At 50.8% G+C, this 20,930-nt stretch carries 16 protein-coding genes; 7 read left to right on the forward strand and 9 right to left on the reverse strand.

The features are described from left to right. Positions 1–55: 55 nt before the first annotated feature. From BLU99_RS10775 to BLU99_RS10795, 5 genes are read left to right on the forward strand one after another with little or no spacing between them, the layout of a single operon-like run. On the forward strand, positions 56–1,657 hold the full coding sequence (locus BLU99_RS10775; protein ID WP_091901981.1) for a DUF6057 family protein: 1,602 nt from the start codon (positions 56–58) through the stop codon (positions 1,655–1,657). Continuing rightward, a complete protein-coding gene (locus BLU99_RS10780) occupies positions 1,632–3,128 on the forward strand; it encodes a TolB family protein (protein WP_369807723.1) in 1,497 nt (498 codons plus the stop codon). Before BLU99_RS10775 ends, BLU99_RS10780 begins: the two co-directional genes overlap by 26 nt. Before the next feature lie 3 nt (positions 3,129–3,131). Beyond that, positions 3,132–3,785 carry a DUF4369 domain-containing protein gene (locus BLU99_RS10785; protein ID WP_091901984.1) on the forward strand — a complete coding sequence of 218 codons (654 nt, stop codon included), beginning with the start codon at positions 3,132–3,134 and terminating at the stop codon, positions 3,783–3,785. Continuing rightward, positions 3,766–5,463, forward strand: a complete 1,698-nt coding sequence (locus tag BLU99_RS10790) for a DUF6057 family protein (RefSeq protein WP_091901986.1) — start codon at positions 3,766–3,768, stop codon at positions 5,461–5,463. Before BLU99_RS10785 ends, BLU99_RS10790 begins: the two co-directional genes overlap by 20 nt. Further along, the gene (locus tag BLU99_RS10795) at positions 5,460–6,944 is read left to right on the forward strand and encodes a TolB family protein (protein ID WP_091901989.1); all 1,485 of its coding nucleotides are present in this window, start codon (positions 5,460–5,462) and stop codon (positions 6,942–6,944) included. Before BLU99_RS10790 ends, BLU99_RS10795 begins: the two co-directional genes overlap by 4 nt. 121 nt (positions 6,945–7,065) lie before the next feature. Here the strand turns inward: BLU99_RS10795 and BLU99_RS10800 are convergent, their stop codons facing one another. The 3 genes from BLU99_RS10800 to BLU99_RS10810 form a co-directional block, all read right to left on the reverse strand. Next, a complete protein-coding gene (locus BLU99_RS10800; protein ID WP_091901991.1) occupies positions 7,066–8,490 on the reverse strand; it encodes a TolB family protein in 1,425 nt (474 codons plus the stop codon). Positions 8,491–8,574: 84 nt separating this feature from the next. Beyond that, on the reverse strand, positions 8,575–9,987 hold the full coding sequence (locus BLU99_RS10805) for a DUF6057 family protein (RefSeq protein ID WP_091901994.1): 1,413 nt from the start codon (positions 9,985–9,987) through the stop codon (positions 8,575–8,577). Continuing rightward, on the reverse strand, positions 9,977–11,035 hold the full coding sequence (locus BLU99_RS10810) for a threonine aldolase family protein (RefSeq protein ID WP_091901996.1): 1,059 nt from the start codon (positions 11,033–11,035) through the stop codon (positions 9,977–9,979). Before BLU99_RS10810 ends, BLU99_RS10805 begins: the two co-directional genes overlap by 11 nt. Positions 11,036–11,144: 109 nt before the next feature. Here BLU99_RS10810 and BLU99_RS10815 point away from each other — a divergent pair, with 109 nt between their 5' ends. Both BLU99_RS10815 and axeA1 read left to right on the forward strand, forming a co-directional pair. Beyond that, the gene (locus tag BLU99_RS10815) at positions 11,145–12,110 is read left to right on the forward strand and encodes a DUF3089 domain-containing protein (RefSeq protein WP_091901999.1); all 966 of its coding nucleotides are present in this window, start codon (positions 11,145–11,147) and stop codon (positions 12,108–12,110) included. 12 nt (positions 12,111–12,122) lie between these two features. Then, positions 12,123–13,565 (forward strand): acetylxylan esterase AxeA1, encoded by a 1,443-nt coding sequence (gene axeA1 / locus BLU99_RS10820; RefSeq protein WP_091902001.1) that lies wholly within the window; start codon positions 12,123–12,125, stop codon positions 13,563–13,565. 82 nt (positions 13,566–13,647) lie between these two features. Here the strand turns inward: axeA1 and BLU99_RS10825 are convergent, their stop codons facing one another. From BLU99_RS10825 to BLU99_RS10850, 6 genes are all read right to left on the reverse strand, one after another. Beyond that, positions 13,648–14,610 carry a Rossmann-fold NAD(P)-binding domain-containing protein gene (locus BLU99_RS10825; RefSeq protein WP_091902003.1) on the reverse strand — a complete coding sequence of 321 codons (963 nt, stop codon included), beginning with the start codon at positions 14,608–14,610 and terminating at the stop codon, positions 13,648–13,650. A gap of 34 nt (positions 14,611–14,644) precedes the next feature. Next, entirely contained in the window at positions 14,645–16,546 is a 1,902-nt protein-coding gene (locus BLU99_RS10830) for a sensor histidine kinase (RefSeq protein ID WP_091902005.1), read from the reverse strand. A 6-nt stretch (positions 16,547–16,552) separates the two neighbouring features. Beyond that, entirely contained in the window at positions 16,553–17,794 is a 1,242-nt protein-coding gene (locus BLU99_RS10835) for a glutamate-5-semialdehyde dehydrogenase (RefSeq protein ID WP_091902007.1), read from the reverse strand. Positions 17,795–17,874: 80 nt separating this feature from the next. Then, complete coding sequence (gene proB / locus BLU99_RS10840; protein WP_091902010.1) at positions 17,875–18,642, reverse strand: glutamate 5-kinase; 768 nt, start codon at positions 18,640–18,642, stop codon at positions 17,875–17,877. A gap of 18 nt (positions 18,643–18,660) precedes the next feature. Next, a complete protein-coding gene (locus BLU99_RS10845) occupies positions 18,661–20,328 on the reverse strand; it encodes an AMP-binding protein (protein WP_091902012.1) in 1,668 nt (555 codons plus the stop codon). A 33-nt stretch (positions 20,329–20,361) separates the two neighbouring features. Further along, on the reverse strand, positions 20,362–20,919 hold the full coding sequence (locus BLU99_RS10850) for a helix-turn-helix domain-containing protein (RefSeq protein WP_091902062.1): 558 nt from the start codon (positions 20,917–20,919) through the stop codon (positions 20,362–20,364). Positions 20,920–20,930 lie beyond the last annotated feature (11 nt).

Genomic DNA, 20,930 nt, shown 5'->3' on the forward strand with positions numbered 1-20,930 from the left:
TTATTTGATATATTATTTGGTGGAGTCAGAAAATGTTAGTAACTTAGCAGCGTTTATGAATCAGGTGAAAGTGAAATATTTAGGCAATGGGTTGTCTTTGCTTGTGGGCATTGGCGTGTTCTTGTTTTGGTATGTGTGGTATCCTCACGCATTATCATATCAAGAGCAGTATCAATTGTTCCTGTGGACAGGTGACTATTTCATGGAACGTGTGAGTGTGCCTGGTGGCTTTGCTGAATGGTTGGGTGAGTTTATCGTTCAGTTCTATTATGTAGAATGGTTAGGGGCACTGCTGTTAGCGCTTCTGTTTGTTGGCTTTGGATGGTTGGCTGGCTGGATTCCTGCAGCCTTGTTGTTGTGGCTTTTAGGCGATCCAAGTGTCCTGTTAGGTTATGCTATGGCGGTTATGATCGCCGTCGGAGTAAACAGGATGAACAGGCTTTCTGGACGAACGGGCCTGCTGGCTGATATGGCGCTGGTGCCTCTGGTGTATTGGTTGGCGGGATCTTTGGCTTGGATTTATGTGGTGATGCGATGGCTTAAACTTCATAAGGCTGTAGGTTGGCTCCTGCCGTTGTATTTGCTGGTTCTGCAGTTACTGGCCTATCGTTTCCTCTTGCCGCAGTGGACGCATGAGATGGTTTTCCTGCCTGAGCAATATTACCGTATCCCGATGATGTTGCCTGCACTGATGTGGATAATCCCTGTTGTGGTGATCATCGTTTTCGTGGTGCAGTCGCTGATAAAGTCTGTCAGATGGCATATGCCTGTACAGTTTGTGGTGGCTCTGGTATTGGGCTATATAGGTATGACCAGTGGCTATGACAAGGATATGTTTGAACTTATCCGTCAGGACTATCTGGTGAGAAACGAGCGATGGGATGAAATCGTGAAACGTGCTCAGGAGTATCAGGTAAAGACACCGTTCAGTTCCGTATGCGTGAATCTGGCCTTATCTCAAAAGCATCAGTTGGCAGATCGGATGTTCGACTTCTATCAGAGTGGTGCAGATGCGTTGATTATGCCTCGTATCCGTGATTTGACCTCGATGCTCCCCTCTGCAGAGACATTCTGGCGGTTGGGTATGGTGAACTCTGCTTTGCGCTATTTCTTTGACACACAAGAGTCCATCCTTAACGGACGGACAAGTGGCCGCTGTACCAAGAGAATAGCGGAATGTATGGTTGTGAATGGTCATTATAAGACGGCCAAGAAACAACTTCATCTGTTGAAACGTAGTTTATATTATCATGACTGGGCTGTCGAGACCGAGGCTCTGTTGGCCAATGAGGATGCCATCAACAGACATCCCATATATGGTAAGCTACGTCGGTTGCGCTATCAGGACGACTTCCTCTATAGTCATCTTGAACTGTACAAAATGTTTGGCATATTGTTTATGAACAACAATAAGAACACCATGGCTCTTGAATACTTTATGGGCCAGATGTTGTTGGAAGGCCAGATGCAGGGATTCATGCAATATATGCCCATGGCGGAGAAGTATAGTGGCTATCGGACGATGCCTATTGGGTATCAGGATGCCATGCTGTGCATTCGGAAACAGGGGGCAGTCTCCGGTTCACCCTATGCGAGCTATGTAAAACGGATGATGGAAGAAAGGAAAAAAGATGAAAGCAATGATGAAGCTCACTAAGATATCATATAAGTTGTTGGCTATTGGCTGTTGGCTATTAGCTATTGTCGGTTCGTCGTGTACAGATATACCAGAGAATCCGACATGCCTCAATCAGCAGCCTTCCATATACCCCGATTATATCGGTGTAACGATTCCTGCCGATATTGCTCCTCTCAATTTTAGTTCGGCAGACGAGAATATCGACTGCATGGATGTGGTCGTAAAGGGTAGCAAGGAAGGTGAACTGCATGTAAACGGTGAGTGGGCAGACTTTGATATTGACGACTGGCATGCGTTGACTGAGCAGAATGTCGGGGGAAACTTGTCGTTTACGGTATGCATCAAGAAAGACGGCCAGTGGTTAAAGTATCAGGATTTTAAGATGTTTGTGAGTCCTTACAGGCTTGATGAATATGGTGTGACATATCGTCGCATTGCTCCTGGTTATGAGGTTGGAGGCGATATAGGTATCTATCAGCGGGATATCCATAGCTTTCAGGAGTCTGCGATCTTGGCAGAGTGTATTGTTCCTGGTCAGTGTATGAACTGTCATGTGGCCAATCGCGCCAATCCTCACACGTTTAATATGCAGATGCGTGGTTCTTGTGGCGGAACATTGATCTATAAAGACGGGAAGCAGAAATACCTGATAACCAAGACAGATAGTACCGTTGCTAACACGAGTTATTCTTATTGGCATCCTGATGGTGACTACTGTGCTTTCTCGACGAACTCCATCCACCAGAGCTTCTTTGTCGGGACAGGTCAGCGCATAGAGGTTTATGATACCTATAGTAATGTTCTCGTCTTAGATACGAGGACTGATGAACTGGTGCTTTGTCCGTTGTTACAGACAGAAGACTGGGAGACCTATCCGGCTTTCTCGGCAGATGGGAAGACGTTGTTCTATTGTACGGCCAAGCCTTATCATGTGCCTGCAGAATGGAACAAGGTGAAATATAGTCTGTGTAAGATTTCCTTCGATGCCAGAACAGGTACGTATGGTGACCATGTGGATACCTTGTTGAATGCTCGTGTGCTGGATAAGAGTTTTACTTATCCCCGTCCTTCGTATGATGGAAAGTGGCTGATGTATAATGTGACAGATTGTGGTAATTTCCCTGTCAACCACCCTGAGGCTGACCTTTGGCTGATGAACCTGGAAACAGGGGAGACCTATCCATTGAAAGATGCAAACAGTGAGGATACGGAGAGCTTTCACAACTGGAGCCTGAATAGCCGTTGGTTTGTATTCTCCAGTCGTCGTGAGAACGGGGTTTACAGTATGCCGTATATCGCGTTTCTCGGTGAGAATGGTCAGGCTGGCAAGCCTTTCCTGCTGCCGCAACGTAATCCAAAGAAGTATTATCTGGAGGAGATGGACTCCTATAACTGTATTGACTTTACAAAAGAGGAAGTGCAGTTAGATGCCCGTGAGGTACATAAAAAAGTATTCGAGAATAAGAGAGAACAAGTAAAGATTAGATAAGATATGAAGAAGATTTTATGGTGTGTGATGGCTATGGCTGTGATGACTATGTTCTATAGTTGTAAGCAAAATAGCAATGTGTGTCGGATTCAGGGTGTTGTCAATGGAGAACAGTTTGAAGGCAAACGTATATTCCTTGTGCCGTTTACAGGCCCCAAAAGCGCAGAGACCGTTGACTCAATGGAGATTAAGGACGGGAAGTTCCATTTCGAGACTGATAGCATGCAGATGTATAAAATCCTTATTGATCTGCGATTCCGTGTAGGCATTCAACCTTTGTTGGTAATAGGTGAGCCGGGCGAGGTGAAAGTGGTCATTGATAGCGTCAGCCATGCTGTGGGTACACCTCAGAATGACTCTTTGGAGAAGTGGAAGGTGCGTACGGAGATCCATAACCGGGAGTTGAGTAAAATGCGCAGATATATAGCCGACCTGCAGCAGCAAGGCGATACGGTGCGGGCCAAGTATATCCAGCAACGTGCCGACAGTTTCCATCTGGTGTATAAGAACTATTCCCGTCAGATGGCAGAGAACCTGAAGGAGGGCGTGTTGCACGATTTCCTGAAGGATATGTTCCCGCTGACGTATCAGCGCAAGTATCCTGACGGAAGAGTCGTAACGATGAATGCTGATACGAATGAGGAAATCCCTGAGTAGATATTGGAAGGTCGGGCTGACGGTGCTGTTCGGCTTGGCGGTATTCCTGTTCTGGCAATACCGTTATCCCTTTGTTCTGGCCTATCAGGAGCAGTTACAGCTGTTTCTCTTCGACGATGACTATTTCTGCGAGCGTATGTCAGAGCCTGGCGGCTTGGCAAGATACATCGCTGAGTTCATGGTGCAGTTCTATAATTTGGTTACTATTGGGGCTGCCGTGATAGCATTACTCTTTGTACTGGTACAGCGATTGATGTGGCGGTTGATGTCTTCCAAGACTGACGGATCCTACCTCTTGAGTTTCCTGCCCGTCGTGCTGTTATGGTATGCCATGGGCGATGAGAGTGTCATGTTGACGTATGTCATCGCATTGATCATGGCTTTATCTGTAGCCTTAGCTTGGTCGCGGTGGTTCGCAGATGGCGTGTTGTGGAAGAAGTTCATTGTTGCTTTGGTCATCATCCCGATGCTCTATTGGCTGATAGGTCCGATGGTCTTGCTCGTGGCTTTGATGATGATGCCTTGGCTGGTATCTGTGTCTGCCGTTGTCTATGCCTTGGGACTGATGTTGCTGAGTGCCCATTTCCTGCCGTTCCCGATGATGCGGGTGATGTTGGGTATTAGTTATTACCGCATCCCTGTTACGTTGCCATATATGCTGATGGTTATTCCTGTCGTGGCGGCTTTCATAACCTGGTCGTCTCGTATGGACTGGCTCAGGTGGAAATATATGGGACCATTGTCTGTCGGCGTGTTGGTCTTAGGACTGCTCTTTGTCCCTCGTGGCTATGATGCCAGGAAATACGGACTCATCGAGTACGATTATCTGGTACGTGTGGGTGATTGGAATGCGATCATACAGAAAGCCGAGAGGCAGATGCCGGACCTGCCGATGAGTGTCAGTGCCACAAATCTCGCCTTAGGTATGACGAATCAATTGGGCGATCGGGCTTTCGACTTCTACCAGCGCGGTACGGGTGGTCTGCTGCCGAGGTTTGAGCGAAACTTCGCTACAGCCCAGCTGACGGGTGAGATTTATTTCCATCTCGGTCTGGTGAATACTGCTCAGCGCTTTGCCTTCGAGGCCATGGAGGCTATACCTAATTACAATAAGAGTGCCAGGGTGGTGAAGCGTCTGGCCGAGACAAACCTCATCAACGGACAGTACGAGGTGGCCCGGAAGTATCTGCAGATGTTGGAAAAGACGGTGTTCTATCGTCTCTGGGCGCAGCGTACGATGGCGATGCTGGGCGACGAGAAGGCTATCAACGGGCATCCTCTCTATGGCATGCTCCGCCAATACCGTCTGCAGGACGACTTCCTCTTCAGCGAGCGCGAGTTGGATAAGATCTGTGGTCAGCTCTTCATCCACAATCAGCAGAACATGATGGCAGCGCAATATCTGCTTATGATGCCGCTGCTCGATGGGGATGTAGCGCGATTCATGAACTATGCACAATATGTGCAGGGGAAGATAGCTTATAATCCCCGACATTGTCAAGAGGCTATCGCCTTTGCTTTTTTCCAGCAGCGGCAGCAGCCACCGCAAGGTCTCGTCAATCAGCTGACGTTGCAGCAAATGAACGAGTTCGCCCGTGTCTATGGCTCTGATAAGAACTCACCGGCACTGGCTCAGTTCAAGAACACGGTTTGGTATTACTTAACAGCAGGAAAATGAAGAAGCTAATATGGTCTTTGTGTCTTTGTCTCTCTGGGCTCCAGTTGCTATCATGCAGTTCTGGACCAGAGAACCCAATACAGGTAAGTCAGCTGCCGCCGATCTATCCTGACTATGTCGGGGTGACGGTTCCGGCAGAGATCGCTCCACTGAACTTTAACAGTGTGGAGACTGATATCGACTGCATGGATGTGGTGGTGCGCGGCTCGAAGGGCGGTGAGATGCATGTTCAGGGCAATGAGGCTGACTTTGATATAGACGATTGGCACCAGCTGACTCAGCAGAACAAGGGCGGACAGCTCTCCTTTACCGTCTGTATCCTGAAGGACGGCCAGTGGAAGCAATACAAGGACTTTTCTGTCAGCATCAGTCCGTATGCCCTCGATGAGTGGGGATTGACCTACCGCCGTATTGCTCCAGGCTATGAGGCATTCAGTAAGATGGGCCTCTATCAGCGCAACCTCTCTACCTTCGATGAGTATCCTATCATAGAGAATACTCAGGTGCCAGGCATGTGTGTCAACTGCCATTCTGCCCATCAGACCGACCCCTCGAAGTTTGTCTTTCATGTGCGTGGCGACCATGGTGCCACCATGTTCCAGATAGACGGACAGCGAGAATGGCTGAAAGCCAGCAATGACCAGTTGGGTGGCTCGATGGTCTATCCCTATTGGCATCCCAGCGGGAAGTATTGTGCCTTCTCGACCAACCAGACACGTCAGGGATTCCACGTCGCGCCTCATGAACGTATAGAGGTGTTCGACCACTCCAGCGATGTGTTTGTCTATAACCCCGTAACCCATGAGATTATCCGCGACTCGCTGCTCTCTACTAAGGACTGGAGCGAGAACTCGCCTGTATTCTCTCCCGATGGGCATACCTTGTATTATATGACCTGTAAGCAGCAGGACTATCCCATACATTACAAGGACGAGAAGTATAATCTCTGTAAGATTGCCTTTGATCCCGAGACCGACACCTTCGGCGAACGGGTGGATACGATATTCAATGCTGTGGCGATGGGTAAGAGTCTGACATGGCCGCGCCCTTCGTACGACGGGAAGTATATACTCTTTACCTTGATGGATTACGGCTATTTCTCTATCTGGCATAAGGAGAGCGACCAGTGGTTGCTTGACCTTCGGACAGGTGGGGCACGTGAGTTGAAGGAGATCAATAGTACGGACGCGGATAGCTATCATAACTGGAACCTCAACTCGCACTGGATTGTCTTTACCAGTCGCAGAGGCGATGGATTGTATAGCCGTCTCTATTTAACGAGTGTCGACGGTCGGGGACGCTTCTCGAAACCGTTCCTCTTGCCGCAGCGCCACCCGAAGGAATACTATGAGGAGAGTATTTACTCCTTTAATACTCCCGACTTCACGAAGACGAAGGTGAACTTCGATGCCTATCGTGCCGGCCGTGAAATAGCTTCGGATAGGCGTCTTGAGACGAAGGTGTGCTCTCCAACCAAGTAGGAGATGGCATCTTTAAAAGTAAAACAACTTGTTTTACCTTGTAAGGGATGGTTTCTTTAAGTGTAAAAGACTATCTTAACGCAGGTAAAACAAGTTGTTTTACTTTCAGGAAGATAAGGGCTTACTTCCTAAGGGATGATGTTCGGAACTGAATAGCCTGTCCCTTCATGGCTTTAACAACGTCATCCACGTCGAAGGGTACCTTGCCCTTACCCAGTTCCGGGGCATTGAACGACTTCAGGTTGTTGTCATAGAACGTCGGATGCTCTTGGGGCAGACAGAAGGGCTTGTGGGCTCGACCGTTCTTGTCGACGTAGCAGAAGTAAGGCTTGCCATATAGTCCGTCATCGCGTTTCGAGGCGAAGACAAACCAACGACTGTTCGATGACCAGGAATGATAGGTGTCACTCTTCCCGCTGTTCACAATGGCAAGGGGGGCGATGGCTCCTGTCTGCAGGTCCATCATCTGGAGGTCAGCCTCTGGATGCCAGATAGGGAACGTGCCATAGTCGGCAACGGTATATAGGATGAAGCGCCCGTCGGGACTGATGCGGGGATGGCAGACGGAGGTCAGGTTCTGTCCTTGGACCTTCAGTCTTTGACTGTTGAGCAGGGTGTCGACATGTGTGCCGATGGTGCCGGTACGCTCGTCGAAGGAGATACGTACAAGACTGTATTGCAGTCGCTTGATATTGTGAGGCAGACTGACGGTGTCGGCGGCGCAGTAGTATATATACTTGCCGTCGGGTGAGAAGGTCGGGAAGGTCTCGAACGCCAGACTGTCGGCCAGCAGAGGAGAGGTGAAAATACGGTGCTCCTGCATATCAGCCACAAAGATGTTCGATGAGGCATCATACACTTCCAGTCGTTTACTGGGGTCGCTGTGGAAGGCGGGGATGATCTTCTGCGTGGAGTAGGTGATATACCGCTCCGAAGGACTGAAACAGAAATACACGCTACCTGGGATGTCAAGCTTGTTGAGCCGACCGTGACGGTTAAGGATCGCACCACCGCCGGGCCCTCGAACGTACATCATCGTCAGGTCGGGATCCTGATGGGCATAGGTGTGGCAGTTCATACAGCGGTTCTCCAGCTGTTCGTGGTGGGCGATGGCGGTCACATCGAAATTCTCTACACAGCGCTGCTGAATCTGCACGTGGTTCCATATCTCGTAGTCGGGCTCGATGAGACGATAAGTGAGGTAGGGGTCTACCTTTTCACTCACTATCTGCCAGCTGAAAGGCTTGTACTGGATCCACTTGCCGTCGACAAGTGCTGTGACGGTGACCTTGATTGTTTGATCAGTTGATTGCTGCATCAGTTCTCTCCACTCGTCGATCCCGAAGACGACCTCGTTGCCACTGGCGTTGAGCGCCAGTCCGCCGGCCTTCACCTCGATAGCTTCGCAGTCGGCACGGAGCAGGAAGTTCAGTGGAGCGATATTCTCAGGTATGGTCACATCGCAGTAGTCGGGGTAGATAGGCGGCAGCGTGTTCTGCATCGTGACATCCTTCGGTGTCGGTGTGCAGGAAAGGAAAAAGGGCATAAGGGTAAAAAGGAACCCCAGGCCTTTTGCCAAACTCGTTCTATGTAATTTCTCCATCCAATTCATTCTTACCTGTCTGCTTTTTTATTTTAGTTTGACCTCGGGCACTTTGGCCTTATCGAAGTAGTACCAATAGGTGTCCTTGAAGCGATTGTCGCCGCGTAGCTGGTTATACTGTTGGAAACGTTGGAACACGTCGCCTCGTTGGATATACGTCTCCCACTCTTTTTGTGAGGCGTCGGTGCCGGCCAGCCAGATGCACAGGGCTTCTTGATAGAGCGATTTCAGGCGGGGCTTGCCAGTCTCGATGCAATAGCGGTCGTAGTCGCGCTTGAAGCTGTCGATATCCTTCAGCAGCAGGTCGCTGCACAGGATATAGTCGAGGGCGATGGTGTTGTCAGGATTAGCATTGAGCAGTTGCATCATCAGGAAGTGAGCATTGTCTGAGATGGATATCGTGTCGCCTGCGTTCACCATCAGGGTCTTCTTCTGATAGATCTGCCGACCGTGCTGACGGATGTTCTCGGCCCATTTGGTGTATACCCATGTCTTGTCGAGGATGCGCAGATACTTCTCCGCGGCCAGCGTGTCGCCGCTGACGATATTGCATTCTGCCAAGCGGCGTATCATACGGACATTACGGTTGTTATGTGAGAACACGTTAGTCATCATGGCAGCTCGTTCGGTAAAGGTCATGTCGCCCAATGTCCAATAGAGCTCGTTCATGTTGCGGATGGTGAGCATGGGGGTCTTAGGGCCGATCTTCTCGAAGGTGCCGAGGTAGTTTGGCGTGAACTTCAGCAGGTGGTCGGGCAGTTGGCCACGCTGGGCCTGGACCAGATTATAGAAGAACAGCATCTGGTCGGTCCATCGGTCAGAGCCTTCTATCAGTCGGATCACCTTGTCGTGGTTGCCGAAGTAGTATTCACAATCTACGGCAAAGTCTTTCTCTAAGATGAAGTCGGGCCCTTGCAGCTTCTTCATTGGTGGCAGACCGAAGAGTAGCCATGTGGGTAACAGACCGCAGCAACAGACAACGGCTCGCTTCTTCCACCCCTTGGCGAGTGATATCAGCCACAGCAGTAACACCCAACCCATGATGGCGATGGTGGATGACAGACGGTAGCTGGTGCTAAAATGGCAGACGGCCATGAAGGTCATCAGTACCAGCGCCAGCGCCAGTGATACGATGCGGCCAACCTTAAAGTGCCTGAGAGCGCTGTAAAGCATCATGCCCGTTGCTGTCAGACAGAGCGTCAGGATGGTGGCGCCGATGTAGAGGTAGTAGTAAAACTGTGTCAGGAAGTCGCCTGTCAGCGTGGCAAGCCAACCGGGACCGGTATAGGATGATATATAATCCCACGACCAGAGGAACAGTTGGTTCTGCTCCTGAAAGAAGAGATGGTAGGGATAGCAGAACTGGAAGAAACACCAGCAGGTGACAGTCCAGAGTGCAATGAAGACTCCCGGGGTATATCTTAATATCTTATTTCTCACTTTCCAGAATTTTTTCCAGTTCGTTGATCTCTTCTTCCGTCGTGGCCCAACTGGTGACAAAGCGACAGATGGTATGGTGCTTGTCGGCTTGTCCGAAATGCGTGAACAGCATCTTACTACTCAGTCGGTCTACCTGTTCATTGTCGATGATGACAAACTGTTGGTTGGTGGGGGAGTCGACGTAGAACTCATAACCGTTCCTGATGAAGATATCCTTCATCCGCATGGCCATCCTGATGGCATGCGCTGACAACTTGAAATAGAGGATCTCGTCCGATTGCTCTGATAGAGGGGAGAAGAGCGCCTCGAACTGCAGACCGATCAGCGCCCCTTTGGCAATGACGGCCCCGTGCTGCTTCTGAATGGAGAAGAAATGCTTATGGGCATTCTGGTGGGTAAAGACGACTGCCTCGCCGCAGAGTGCCCCGATCTTCGTACCGCCGATATAGAAGACATCGCAATGGCGGGCCAGATAGGGCAACGTGATGTCATTACCTTCTGCCGCCAGTCCGTAGCCGAGACGGGCACCGTCGATATAGAGCGGTATCTCGTAGTGCTGACACACCTGGTAGATGTCGTTAAGCTCCCTGGCACTGTAAAGCGTGCCGAACTCCGTCGGGAAGGTGATGTAAACCAGACCGGGGTGTACGGCGTGATCCTTGTTGCCGTCGTGCATGTAGTCGTCGAGATACTTGTCGAGCACCTTGGCCTCCATCTTTCCCTGTGTGTCGGGCAGGGTGATAATCTTATGCTCGGTGAACTCCACGGCTCCGGCCTCGTGTACGTTGATATGGCCTGTGCCGACACAGATCACTCCCTCATACTGGTAGAGCATGGAGTCGATGGTGGTGGCATTGGTCTGGGTACCACCTGTCAGGAAGAAGATCTGTGCGTCGGGCATCCCGCAGGCCTCTCGTATCCGGTTCTTGGCACGTTCGCAGAACGTATCGAAGCCATACGGGGTCGGCTTGGCACCGTTATTCTTGATCAGGTTCTCGAGCACTTTTTCGTGTGCTCCGTTGTTATAGTCACATTCGAATGAAATCATCTCGTAATTAGCTTATCTGGCTACAAAATTACGAAAAAAACTCCATTGTCGGTTGCCAAATATCAATTATTTAGTATCTTTGCAGACAAATTTGTTGCAGACTCGAGATATGTCAAAATATAAGACGACTTTCGTGGTGATTTTTTTTGTTTCTCTGATGTTTATGCTCTCATCATGGGATGGTGGGCGAAGCGGGCTGACAGGCCCCATACCACAGAGACCTCTCTACGGTGATTCCACGCAATGGTATATTCAGGACAGGGGCGGCATAGCCGATATCTTCTATGTCATCTCTACAGAGACAGGCGACCGACAGGTGGGTGGTGATACGTGTCACTTTGCCGACACCTATGATCAGGTATCGCGCGGAGCTATGTTTGTGGAGATGGCTGCTGTCGACTCGTTCTATTCCGGCAGGTTGAATTTCTATTCGCCTTTTTATCGGCAGGTATCCATGCAGTCATGGACGTCACAGGATACGGCGATGGCGCGTATCCCTATAGCCCTTTCCGACGTGAGGCGTAGTTGGGAATATTACCTGGCTCATTTCAATCAAGGACGTCCTTTCGTGCTGGCTGGTTTCAGTCAGGGTGCCTGTGTCGTCAAGGAACTGATCAAGGAGATGCCCGACTCAATATATAAGCGGATGATAGCAGCCTATGTGATTGGCTATCGTGTCACGCAGGATGAAGTGGCCCGTTATCCGAATATCATACCGGCACAAGGCGCGTCCGACCTCGGCGTGACCGTCTGCTTCAACTCCGTACGCTCTGTCGACTGTGCTATTCCCATCGTGTCTGAAGGAAATGTGGTGTGTATCAATCCTGTCAACTGGCGGACGGATACAGTGAGTACACCGTTTGTCTACTTCGGGAGACACAAGAACGATACGCTTTCTGTACGATGTGATGTCGAGAATTGTCTGCTGGTTGTCGATGGCTTCCGGGAGAGAGCGCTTCTGCCAGTGATAGGGCGCTCGGGAAACTATCATAATATGGAACTGAAGTTCTATTATCCTTATATCCGTCAGAATATTGCCGACCGTGTGGCGGCTTACATGAGTATTACCAACTAAATAATAAAAGCTATGAACAGAAAACTAATGTTTTTCGTGCTGTCGCTGGTCGCTATGGCGATGCAGGCACAGACAGCCAGAAAGTTTACAATCGACCTGACCGACGACGGGAAGGCACAGATGGTGGCGTTCCTGCCGGAGAACCCTTCTGGTAGGGCTATTGTAGCAGTGCCTGGTGGCGGCTATTCTGTCCTCTCTAACTCGCATGAGGGTTATCTCGCATCGGAGTGGGTTAACAAACGCGGTATATCCTATTTTGTGGTTAACTACCGTTTGCCCAATGGTGACCGTACTATTCCGATGGGGGATGTTCAGAAAGGTATCCGCATCGTTCGTGACTCGGCTGCCATCTGGGGCATCAACCCACATGATGTAGGTATTATGGGATTCTCTGCAGGTGGTCATCTGGCCTCTGTCGTATCGACTCTCTCCGACTATGATTCACGCCCGGACTTCTCCATCCTGTTCTATCCTGTCATCTCTATGGACGAACGGGTGACGCACAAATGGTCGTGCATCAATTTCCTCGGTGAGGAAGGACATAAGGATCCAGAACTCGTCAAGCAATACTCCACGCAGAATGCCGTCAGGCGTCATCTGACACCTCCAGCCGTTATTATCACCTCTAATGACGACCGTGTAGTCCCGCCAGTAACCAATGGCATCGCCTACTATTCGGCGATGCGCAATGCCGGTAATGACTGCTCTCTGTTTGTCTATCCATCTGGTGACCATGGCTTTGGCTTTGGTACTTGGTTCAAATACCATGACCAGATGCTCAGCGATCTTGGTCGTTGGCTGGATCATCTCCAGACACCTTCGACAGATGCTGTAAAGGTGGCTTGCATAGGTAATAGTATTACCGACGGTCATGGCATTGACATGGCATCGGTTTTTGGCTATCCTGCTCAGTTGCAGAAAATCTTAGGAAAGGATTACTGGGTGAAGAATTTCGGTGTGGGTGCACGTACGATGCTGAATAAGGGCGATTATCCTTATATGAATGAATTGGCATGGAAGGATGCGCAGGCGTTCGATCCCGACATCGTTGTCATCAAACTCGGCACCAACGACTCGAAGCCGGAGAACTGGCAGTATGGGGCAGAGTTCAAGAAAGACCTGCAGCAGATGATCACGACCCTGCGTCCCGATCTGGCACAGCCGGTGAAGAAGAAGGGTAAGAAGGTGGCCGTTCTGCCTGCTCGTCCACAGATATATCTCTGTACGCCAATCCCGGCCTTCAAGCCGTCGTGGAACATCAGTGACTCTGTGATTGTGAATAACATCATTCCTATTCAACAGGAGGTGGCTAAGCAGTACGGACTGCAGGTTATCGACTTGCATACGCTCTTCGCTGAGGACGGTGACAAGATGCTGGGCGATGGTATCCATCCCAATGAGAAAGGGGCTCGTCGCATGGCAGAGATCATCGCTGACGCTATCAAAGAGAAGTAACAAACAGTTGAAAGCATAAGACTAAACATCCCCCATTCTCTATGAGAGTGGGGGATGTTTAGTTATGGTGGGAGGTCATTGCCTATAGGGCTTCGAGCATCCGCTTAATAACAACGGAACAGCTGATCTCGCGGTTGGCAGCCTCAGGAATGACAAGGCTGTTGGCGCTCTCAATCACATCGTCGGTAACGATGAGGTTACGACGTACGGGTAGACAGTGCATGAACTTGCCATTGTTGGTCCATGACATATGCTCTGTGTCTACAGTCCAGGAACGGTCGTCACAGGTGATCTTACCGTAGTCGGCAGAGTTGGTTACACCCGGATTGCTCCAGTTCTTGGCATAGATGAAGTCGGCTCCTTCGAAGGCTTTCTTCTGGTCATACTCTACACAGGCGTTACCGACGAACTTCGGGTCGAGCTCATAGCCTTTCGGATGGGTAATCACCAGATCGACATCAGCTGCGTTCATCCATTGGGCGAACGAGTTGGGTACAGCCTGAGGCAGGGCGCGGCAATGGGGTGCCCAGGTGAGCACGACCTTTGGTCGCTTCACTGTCTTATGCTCCTCAATGGTAATCAGATCGGCAAAGGCCTGCAGAGGATGCACGGTGGCGGTCTCCATGGCGAAGACGGGTCGGCCGCTATATTTGATGAACTGGTTGAGAACGGTCTCGGCATAGTCGTACTCGCGGTCAGTGAGTCCGGCGAAGGAACGTACGCCAATCAGGTCGCAGTAGCATCCCATCACGGGTATGGCCTCCAACAGATGCTCGCTCTTGTCGCCGTCCATGATGACGCCACGCTCGGTCTCCAATTTCCAGGCTCCGGCATTGACGTCGAGCACGATGACATTCATACCTAGGTTCATCGCGGCCTTCTGTGTCGACAGACGGGTACGAAGACTGTTGTTGAAGAAGATCATCATGAGCGTCTTGTTCTTACCCAGATGCTGATACTTAAAACGATCGTTCTTGATCTCCATGGCCTCGGCCATCGCCTTCTCTAACGGGCCGATATCTTCTACATTGATAAAACTTCTCATATGATAATACCTAATTTATCTGTTTGTTATTCTTCTAACTCAGCGGGAGCGTCATGATGAAACGGGCACCCTTGGTATAGCTGGTGTCTAGGATGATATCTCCATCCAGTCTTCTGGCTATCGAACGGGCAACGGTCAGTCCGATACCGGTGCCGTCGTAGTTCTCGTCTAACTGGACGAACTCCTCAAAGATATGCTGTGCCTCATCATGAGGAACGCCGATGCCTGTGTCCTCGACGATAAAGCGGACAGACCGCTGCGGTTGGGTGTCAACGGACAGAAGGACTTTTCCCTCCTTGGTGAACTTCCTCGCGTTGTCAAGCAGTAGTGTGAGGGCACGGATGGCGTAGTGCTGGTCCGTATGCAGCATGACAGTCTCTACCTCTGGTGTCACCTGCATGTCGAATGTGATGTGAGTGGCTTCTGAGAGCTGTGCCTCGTCGGCCGCTTGTGTGGCAATCTGAATAGCCAGTACATCATCGTTGCGTGCTATCACAGAGTGGCTGCTTGCCTCACTCAGTTCCAACATTTTGTTGACAAGCTCGGTGATGCGGTTGGTATTCTCTGTTATCCGCTGACTGATGTCTTTCCGTGTGGCATCGTCTAATGTCATATCCTCTGTCGTGAGGACTTGTGTGAAGCCGCTGAGGATATTGAGCGGGGTACGTATCTCGTGCGAGATCTGGTGGATGAAGTCTGTCTTCATCCGCGATGACTCCTCGGCACGGGTGTTGGCAATAGTCAGTTGTCTGTTTTTGTCCTTCAACTCAAGATTCTTCTCCTCCAGCTTCTTGGCTGAGCGGTAGCTCAGAAGCATGATAATGAACAGGGTGACGAGAATGAGCAGTGCGATACCGATGATAAACCGTTGTCTGTCTTGCTGGCCTTTGGTCCGTATCTCGTCGAGTTGGAAGATGGTATTGAATTCGTCCAATTGTATGCGCATGTCACGGGCAAAGGTTGAGTCCTGCTGCTCGTAGAGAGAACGATAAAGACGGGCGGCATCGGCACTGCGGTTTGCCTTCATCAAGATCTCACCGCGAATCAGACGGGCGGGCTTCCAGTCGTCAGTGGCCATCATGGGGACGTAGGCGTCACTCAGTGTGACGGCCTGTTCAATATTCCCGTTGAGCATGGCAAGATGGGCACGATGCACCAGTGACAGGTAGTGGTAGTAGTTGTCTTGATGTGCTTTGTTCAGTTGTTCTGCTTTCGCCAACTCCTCATCGGCCTCCTGTAGTCGTGAGAGTCCCATCAGGGCACTGGCTTTCTGGAGGTGTAGTTCGATGAGAACACGCTTGGTCGACACCTTGGTGAGATCGCCTCCATACTGCGCCAGCAACTGTTCCCACTCATTACAATAGGACAGTTCTGAGGCATACTCTTTCTCGTTGTCCAGTGCCTCGCAGAGATAACCGTAGGCACGGCTCATCTCACTGAACCTGTCGTCGCCCTCTCCCTTCAGCAGATCGATACTGTGCTTGTAGGCTTTGATGGCCTCACGGTTGTCAATCTCCAGATAGAAGAAGCCCATCTGCTGGTAGGCAATGGCACGTCCTCGGTTGTTGTTATGCTGTTGGGCATGCTCAAGCATACGCTTGGTCTCGAAGAGCGCTGTCTGTGGTCTCTTGCTGAAGTAGTAGGCCTCTGCCAACAAACGCCATGTTCTGTAATAGTATGTCCATTGATCGTGCTCTTCCATCCATCGCATCTGCTTGGGTGCTTCAATGATGACCAGACTATCTTTTTGGGCACGTGATATCAGAGAAATCTTCTCGCGCCGTAACATGGCGGCGGAGTCGATCTTTCCTTCTCGTTCAACTCTCTCGGCGGTCTTTTCAATTCTGGCTAGGATGGTGTCTAGAGTGTCTTCTGCGACGATAGGTAGACAGCAGCAGACAGAGAGGATGACGGATAATAATACTCTTATACGCATAGGTCGTTACGGTCTTATTTGTCCTTCTCCCTCAATGAGCCATTTGTAGGTACAGATCTCTTCCAGGGCCATAGGACCGCGCGGACCGAGCTTCTGGGTGCTGATGCCGATCTCTGCTCCGAGACCGAACTGTGCTCCGTCGGTAAACGAGGTAGGGGCGTTCCAGTAGACGCAGGCCGCATCGACATGTGCTTGGAACTGACGGGCGGTCTGCTCGTCTGCGGTGATGATCGCCTCACTGTGTCCACTGCCTTTCTCATCAATGTGGACAAGTGCCTCGTCGAGTGAGGCAACAGTCTTAATTGCCAGTTTGTAGTCCATGAACTCAGTGCCGAAACTGTCGACAGTAGCATGCTCAAGATATGGGTAGTTACCGTCGAGAGCAGCGAAGGCACGTTCGTCGGCATAGATGGTGACATGCTTCTCTGCCATCTTCTCGCAAAGCACAGGCAGATCATTAAGGCGACTCTCATGGATTAACAGACAGTCGAGTGCGTTACATACAGAGACGCGGCGTGTCTTGGCATTGTTGATGATAGCCTTACCCATCTCCAGATTACCGTCTTTGTCGAAATAGGTGTTGACGACACCTGCTCCAGTCTCAATGACCGGCACGCGAGCTGTATCACGAACGAAATCGATGAGCTTACGTCCGCCCCGTGGGATACATAAGTCGATATAGCCCACGGCATTGAGCATCTCACCGGTTGCCTCATGGGTAGCTGGCAATAGGGCAACAACGTCCTTGCTAACCCCATATTGCTCTAGTACCTCGTGGATGAGTGCCACCTCCTCGCGGTTGGAGCAGTCGGCATCTTTACCACCTTTCAAGACACAGGCGTTACCGCTCTTGAAACAGAGAGAGAAGACATCGAACGTGACGTTAGGGCGTGCCTCATAGATCATGCCGATCACCCCGAAAGGCACACTAACCCGACAGAGACGTAGGCCGTTGGGTAGCGTCTTCTGTTTGGTGATGTGTCCGAGAGGTGTGGGCAACGTGGCAACATTCCGCATGTCGTCGGCAATACCCTCTAGTCGCTGAGGCGTCAGCATCAGTCGGTCGTAGAGGGGATTAGACTTCTCCATCTTGGCTAGGTCCTGGCCGTTGGCGACAAGGATTCGCTCTTGTTGGCGGATAATGGTATCAGCCACGGCATTCAGAATAACCTTCCGCTGCTCGTCGCTTAACAGAGCGAGGCCTTTGCTGGCCTGTCTCACACGCTCAAATGTCTCTTTCAGTTGCATGGCTTTTATTATTTTCTGTGGACTGTCAGACTAACGCGACACTTGTCGTCTTCTGAATAATCCTTCAGTCCTGTTGGTCTTTATGATACTACGAACTCTGTATGTGGTGTCGTCTCTGGGCGCTCAATGAGGTCAACGAGGATGTTTTCACGCTCTCCGTTAGCGATGATAACGCGGATACCTGCCTGTTGCACCTTCTGTGCGGTAGTATATTTGGAGTGCATGCCACCACGACCAAAGGCGCTCTTCTCGGCCTTGATGTACTGCGACAGGTCGCGCCCGGGTTTCACCTGTGGGATGATGTGCGACGAGGAATCGTCGGGATGCCCGTCGTAGATGCCGTCGATATTCGATAGCAGGATAAGGGTGTCGGCTTCCATCATCTGGGCGATGAGGCCCGAGAGTTCGTCATTGTCTGTAAACATCAGCTCGGTGACGCTCACCGTATCGTTCTCGTTGACGATAGGCAACACATTGTTCTCCAGCATCACGGTCATGCAGGCGCGTTGATTGCGGTACTGCTCGCCGGGCTCGAAGTTCTCCTTCATAGTGAGCACTTGTCCCACGTGAATGCCGAACTCACGGAACAGGTCGTAGTATAGACCTACGAGCTTCACTTGACCGACAGCAGAGAAAAGCTGGCGCTGCTCTACTGAGTCGAGAGAGTGGTCGACGGTCAACTCCCGTCGTCCGCAGGCCACTGCACCCGACGAGACGACGATGACCTCTATGTCCTGCTTTCGCAAGCCTGCTATCTGGTCGACCAGTGCCGACATGCGTGTCACGTCGAGCTTCCCGTCTTTCCTAGTCAGCACATTTGAGCCGATCTTTACAACAATTCGTTTCATATCCTTTAATTGATATTCTTATTTCTCTGCATCCTTCTGTCGGATCTCCACGCGACGGATCTTTCCGGAGATGGTCTTCGGAAGCTCGTCAACGAACTCGATGATTCGGGGATACTTATATGGTGCGGTCTCATTCTTTACATGTTGTTGCAACTCTTTGATGAGATCGTCACCGGCCTTGTTCTTCCATTCTTTTCCGAGTACGACTGTAGCCTTGACCACCATGCCTCGGATGTCATCAGGCACACCAGTGATGGCACACTCCACTACGGCAGGGTGGGTCATGAGGGCACTCTCTACTTCGAACGGGCCAATGCGGTAGCCAGAACTCTTGATGACATCATCGATACGGCCCTCAAACCAGTAGTAACCGTCCTCGTCACGCCATGCCATGTCACCCGTATGGTAGATACCATCGTGCCAGGCCTCGCGCGTCTTCTCGTCGTCACGGTAGTAACCCTTGAACAGACCGATAGGCTTCTTGTCGCCTACACGCACAACAATCTCGCCTTTCTCTCCATCCTCGCACGACGTGCCGTCGGCGCGTAGCAGGTCGATATCGTATTGGGCGTTAGGAATACCCATGCTTCCGGGCTTCGGTGTCATCCATGGGAAGGTACCAAGTGTCATGGTGGTTTCTGTTTGTCCGAAACCTTCCATCATCTGGATACCTGTTTTCTCCTTGAACTTGTCGAAGACGGCGGGGTTCAGGGCCTCACCGGCCGTGCAGCAATACTCGAGTGAACTGAGATCGTACTGCGACAGATCCTCACGTATCATGAAACGGTAAATGGTCGGAGGAGCACAGAAGCTCGTCACATGGTATTTTTCCATCTGTCGGAGGAGTGTGTCGGCATTGAATTTCTCGTGGTCGAATACAAAGACCGTCGCACCAGCAAACCACTGTCCATAGAACTTCCCCCATACGGCTTTGCCCCAGCCCGTGTCAGCCACGGTGAGGTGCAGTGAGCCTTCGTGAAGGTTGTGCCAGAAGACACCCGTCGTTAGATGTCCCATGGCATAGAGATAGTCGTGTGCCACCATCTTCGGTTCACCGCTCGTTCCACTGGTGAAATACATCAACATCGTATCGTCGTTGGTGTTGACGAAGGCGGGCCTTACGAACTTCGGAGCCTGCTTCCATTCTGTCTGCCAGTCATGGAATCCTTCAGGAATCGGTTTGCCGTGGTCGGTGATTGTGATATATTGCTTCACCGTTGGACTCTCAGGTATGGCGGCCTGTATCTGACTGACGACATAAGGGTCGTCGACGCAGATGATGGCCTTGACGGAGGCGCGGGTGTTGCGATATACGATGTCATGCTTGGTGAGCATATGGGTCGCGGGGATGACGATGGCGCCAATCTTATGCAGGGCCAGCATCACTACCCACCACTCATAACGGCGCTTCAGAATAAGCATCACGGGGTCGTTCTTGCCGATGCCGAGCGACAGCAAATAGGAAGCTGCCTGATCTGTCTGCTCCTTCAGTTGTCCGTAGGTGGTTCGTATCTCTTCGCCTTGGTCGTTGGTCCAAAGGATCGCTAATTTCTCCGGAGCTTCCTCCGCCCATGCGTCCATTACGTCATAGGCGAAATTGAAGTTCTCAGGAATGATAAATTCCAGATTCTTATTGTAGTCCTCAACAGACGTGAATGTCGTCTGTTTCAAAAATCTTTCTACCATATTATAATGCTTCAATCATTCAATTCTTTAATCCTACTCGACGGTGAAGGCAAGGAACTTCACGGGCTTGTCGCCGATAGCTAGCATACCGTGTGGCTTGCTTGAGTCAAAGTAGATACTGTCGCCCTCTTCCAGGATTATGGTCTTTCCGCCGATATAGAGTTCCATCGCTCCTTCCAATACGAGGTTGAACTCCTGACCGGGGTGGGTGTTTTTGTAGACTGTATGTGCTTCAGGCTTCGGTTCTACTGTCACAATGAACACGTCGGCCTTATGGTTCACAAAACCACTTACCAGACTCTGGTATTTGTATGCCTTCGTGCGCTCAACACTCATGCCTTGTCCCTTGCGCACCACGAAGTACGACTTCATGTGGGGAGCCTCTGCGAACATCAGTTCTTCGGCGGAGACGCCATATTTGTGAGCGATCTTCATCAGGTTGGAGATGGTAATATCAACCTCGCCGTTCTCAATCTTCTCATACTTCTCGAGCGAGATGCCTACGGTGTCGGCCACCTCCTGCGCTGTCAGGTCGAGCACGTCGCGCAGTCCGCGCAGGCGTTCACCTATTTGCTTTAACTGTTCGTCCATATTATATTTGT

This window comes from Prevotella sp. lc2012, from assembly GCF_900107065.1.
Lineage (GTDB): Bacteria > Bacteroidota > Bacteroidia > Bacteroidales > Bacteroidaceae > Prevotella.

Bases quoted from the DNA above. Each gene is read 5' to 3' on its own strand.
- BLU99_RS10775 (WP_091901981.1), top strand. From the start codon at position 56: ATGAATCAGGTGAAAGTGAAATATTTAGGCAATGGGTTGTCTTTGCTT.
- BLU99_RS10780 (WP_369807723.1), top strand. From the start codon at position 1,632: ATGAAAGCAATGATGAAGCTCACTAAGATATCATATAAGTTGTTGGCT.
- BLU99_RS10785 (WP_091901984.1), top strand. From the start codon at position 3,132: ATGAAGAAGATTTTATGGTGTGTGATGGCTATGGCTGTGATGACTATG.
- BLU99_RS10790 (WP_091901986.1), top strand. From the start codon at position 3,766: ATGAGGAAATCCCTGAGTAGATATTGGAAGGTCGGGCTGACGGTGCTG.
- BLU99_RS10795 (WP_091901989.1), top strand. From the start codon at position 5,460: ATGAAGAAGCTAATATGGTCTTTGTGTCTTTGTCTCTCTGGGCTCCAG.
- BLU99_RS10800 (WP_091901991.1), bottom strand. From the start codon at position 8,490: ATGCCCTTTTTCCTTTCCTGCACACCGACACCGAAGGATGTCACGATG.
- BLU99_RS10810 (WP_091901996.1), bottom strand. From the start codon at position 11,035: ATGATTTCATTCGAATGTGACTATAACAACGGAGCACACGAAAAAGTG.
- BLU99_RS10815 (WP_091901999.1), top strand. From the start codon at position 11,145: ATGTCAAAATATAAGACGACTTTCGTGGTGATTTTTTTTGTTTCTCTG.
- axeA1 (WP_091902001.1), top strand. From the start codon at position 12,123: ATGAACAGAAAACTAATGTTTTTCGTGCTGTCGCTGGTCGCTATGGCG.
- BLU99_RS10825 (WP_091902003.1), bottom strand. From the start codon at position 14,610: ATGAGAAGTTTTATCAATGTAGAAGATATCGGCCCGTTAGAGAAGGCG.
- BLU99_RS10830 (WP_091902005.1), bottom strand. From the start codon at position 16,546: ATGCGTATAAGAGTATTATTATCCGTCATCCTCTCTGTCTGCTGCTGT.
- BLU99_RS10835 (WP_091902007.1), bottom strand. From the start codon at position 17,794: ATGCAACTGAAAGAGACATTTGAGCGTGTGAGACAGGCCAGCAAAGGC.
- proB (WP_091902010.1), bottom strand. From the start codon at position 18,642: ATGAAACGAATTGTTGTAAAGATCGGCTCAAATGTGCTGACTAGGAAA.
- BLU99_RS10845 (WP_091902012.1), bottom strand. From the start codon at position 20,328: ATGGTAGAAAGATTTTTGAAACAGACGACATTCACGTCTGTTGAGGAC.
- BLU99_RS10850 (WP_091902062.1), bottom strand. From the start codon at position 20,919: ATGGACGAACAGTTAAAGCAAATAGGTGAACGCCTGCGCGGACTGCGC.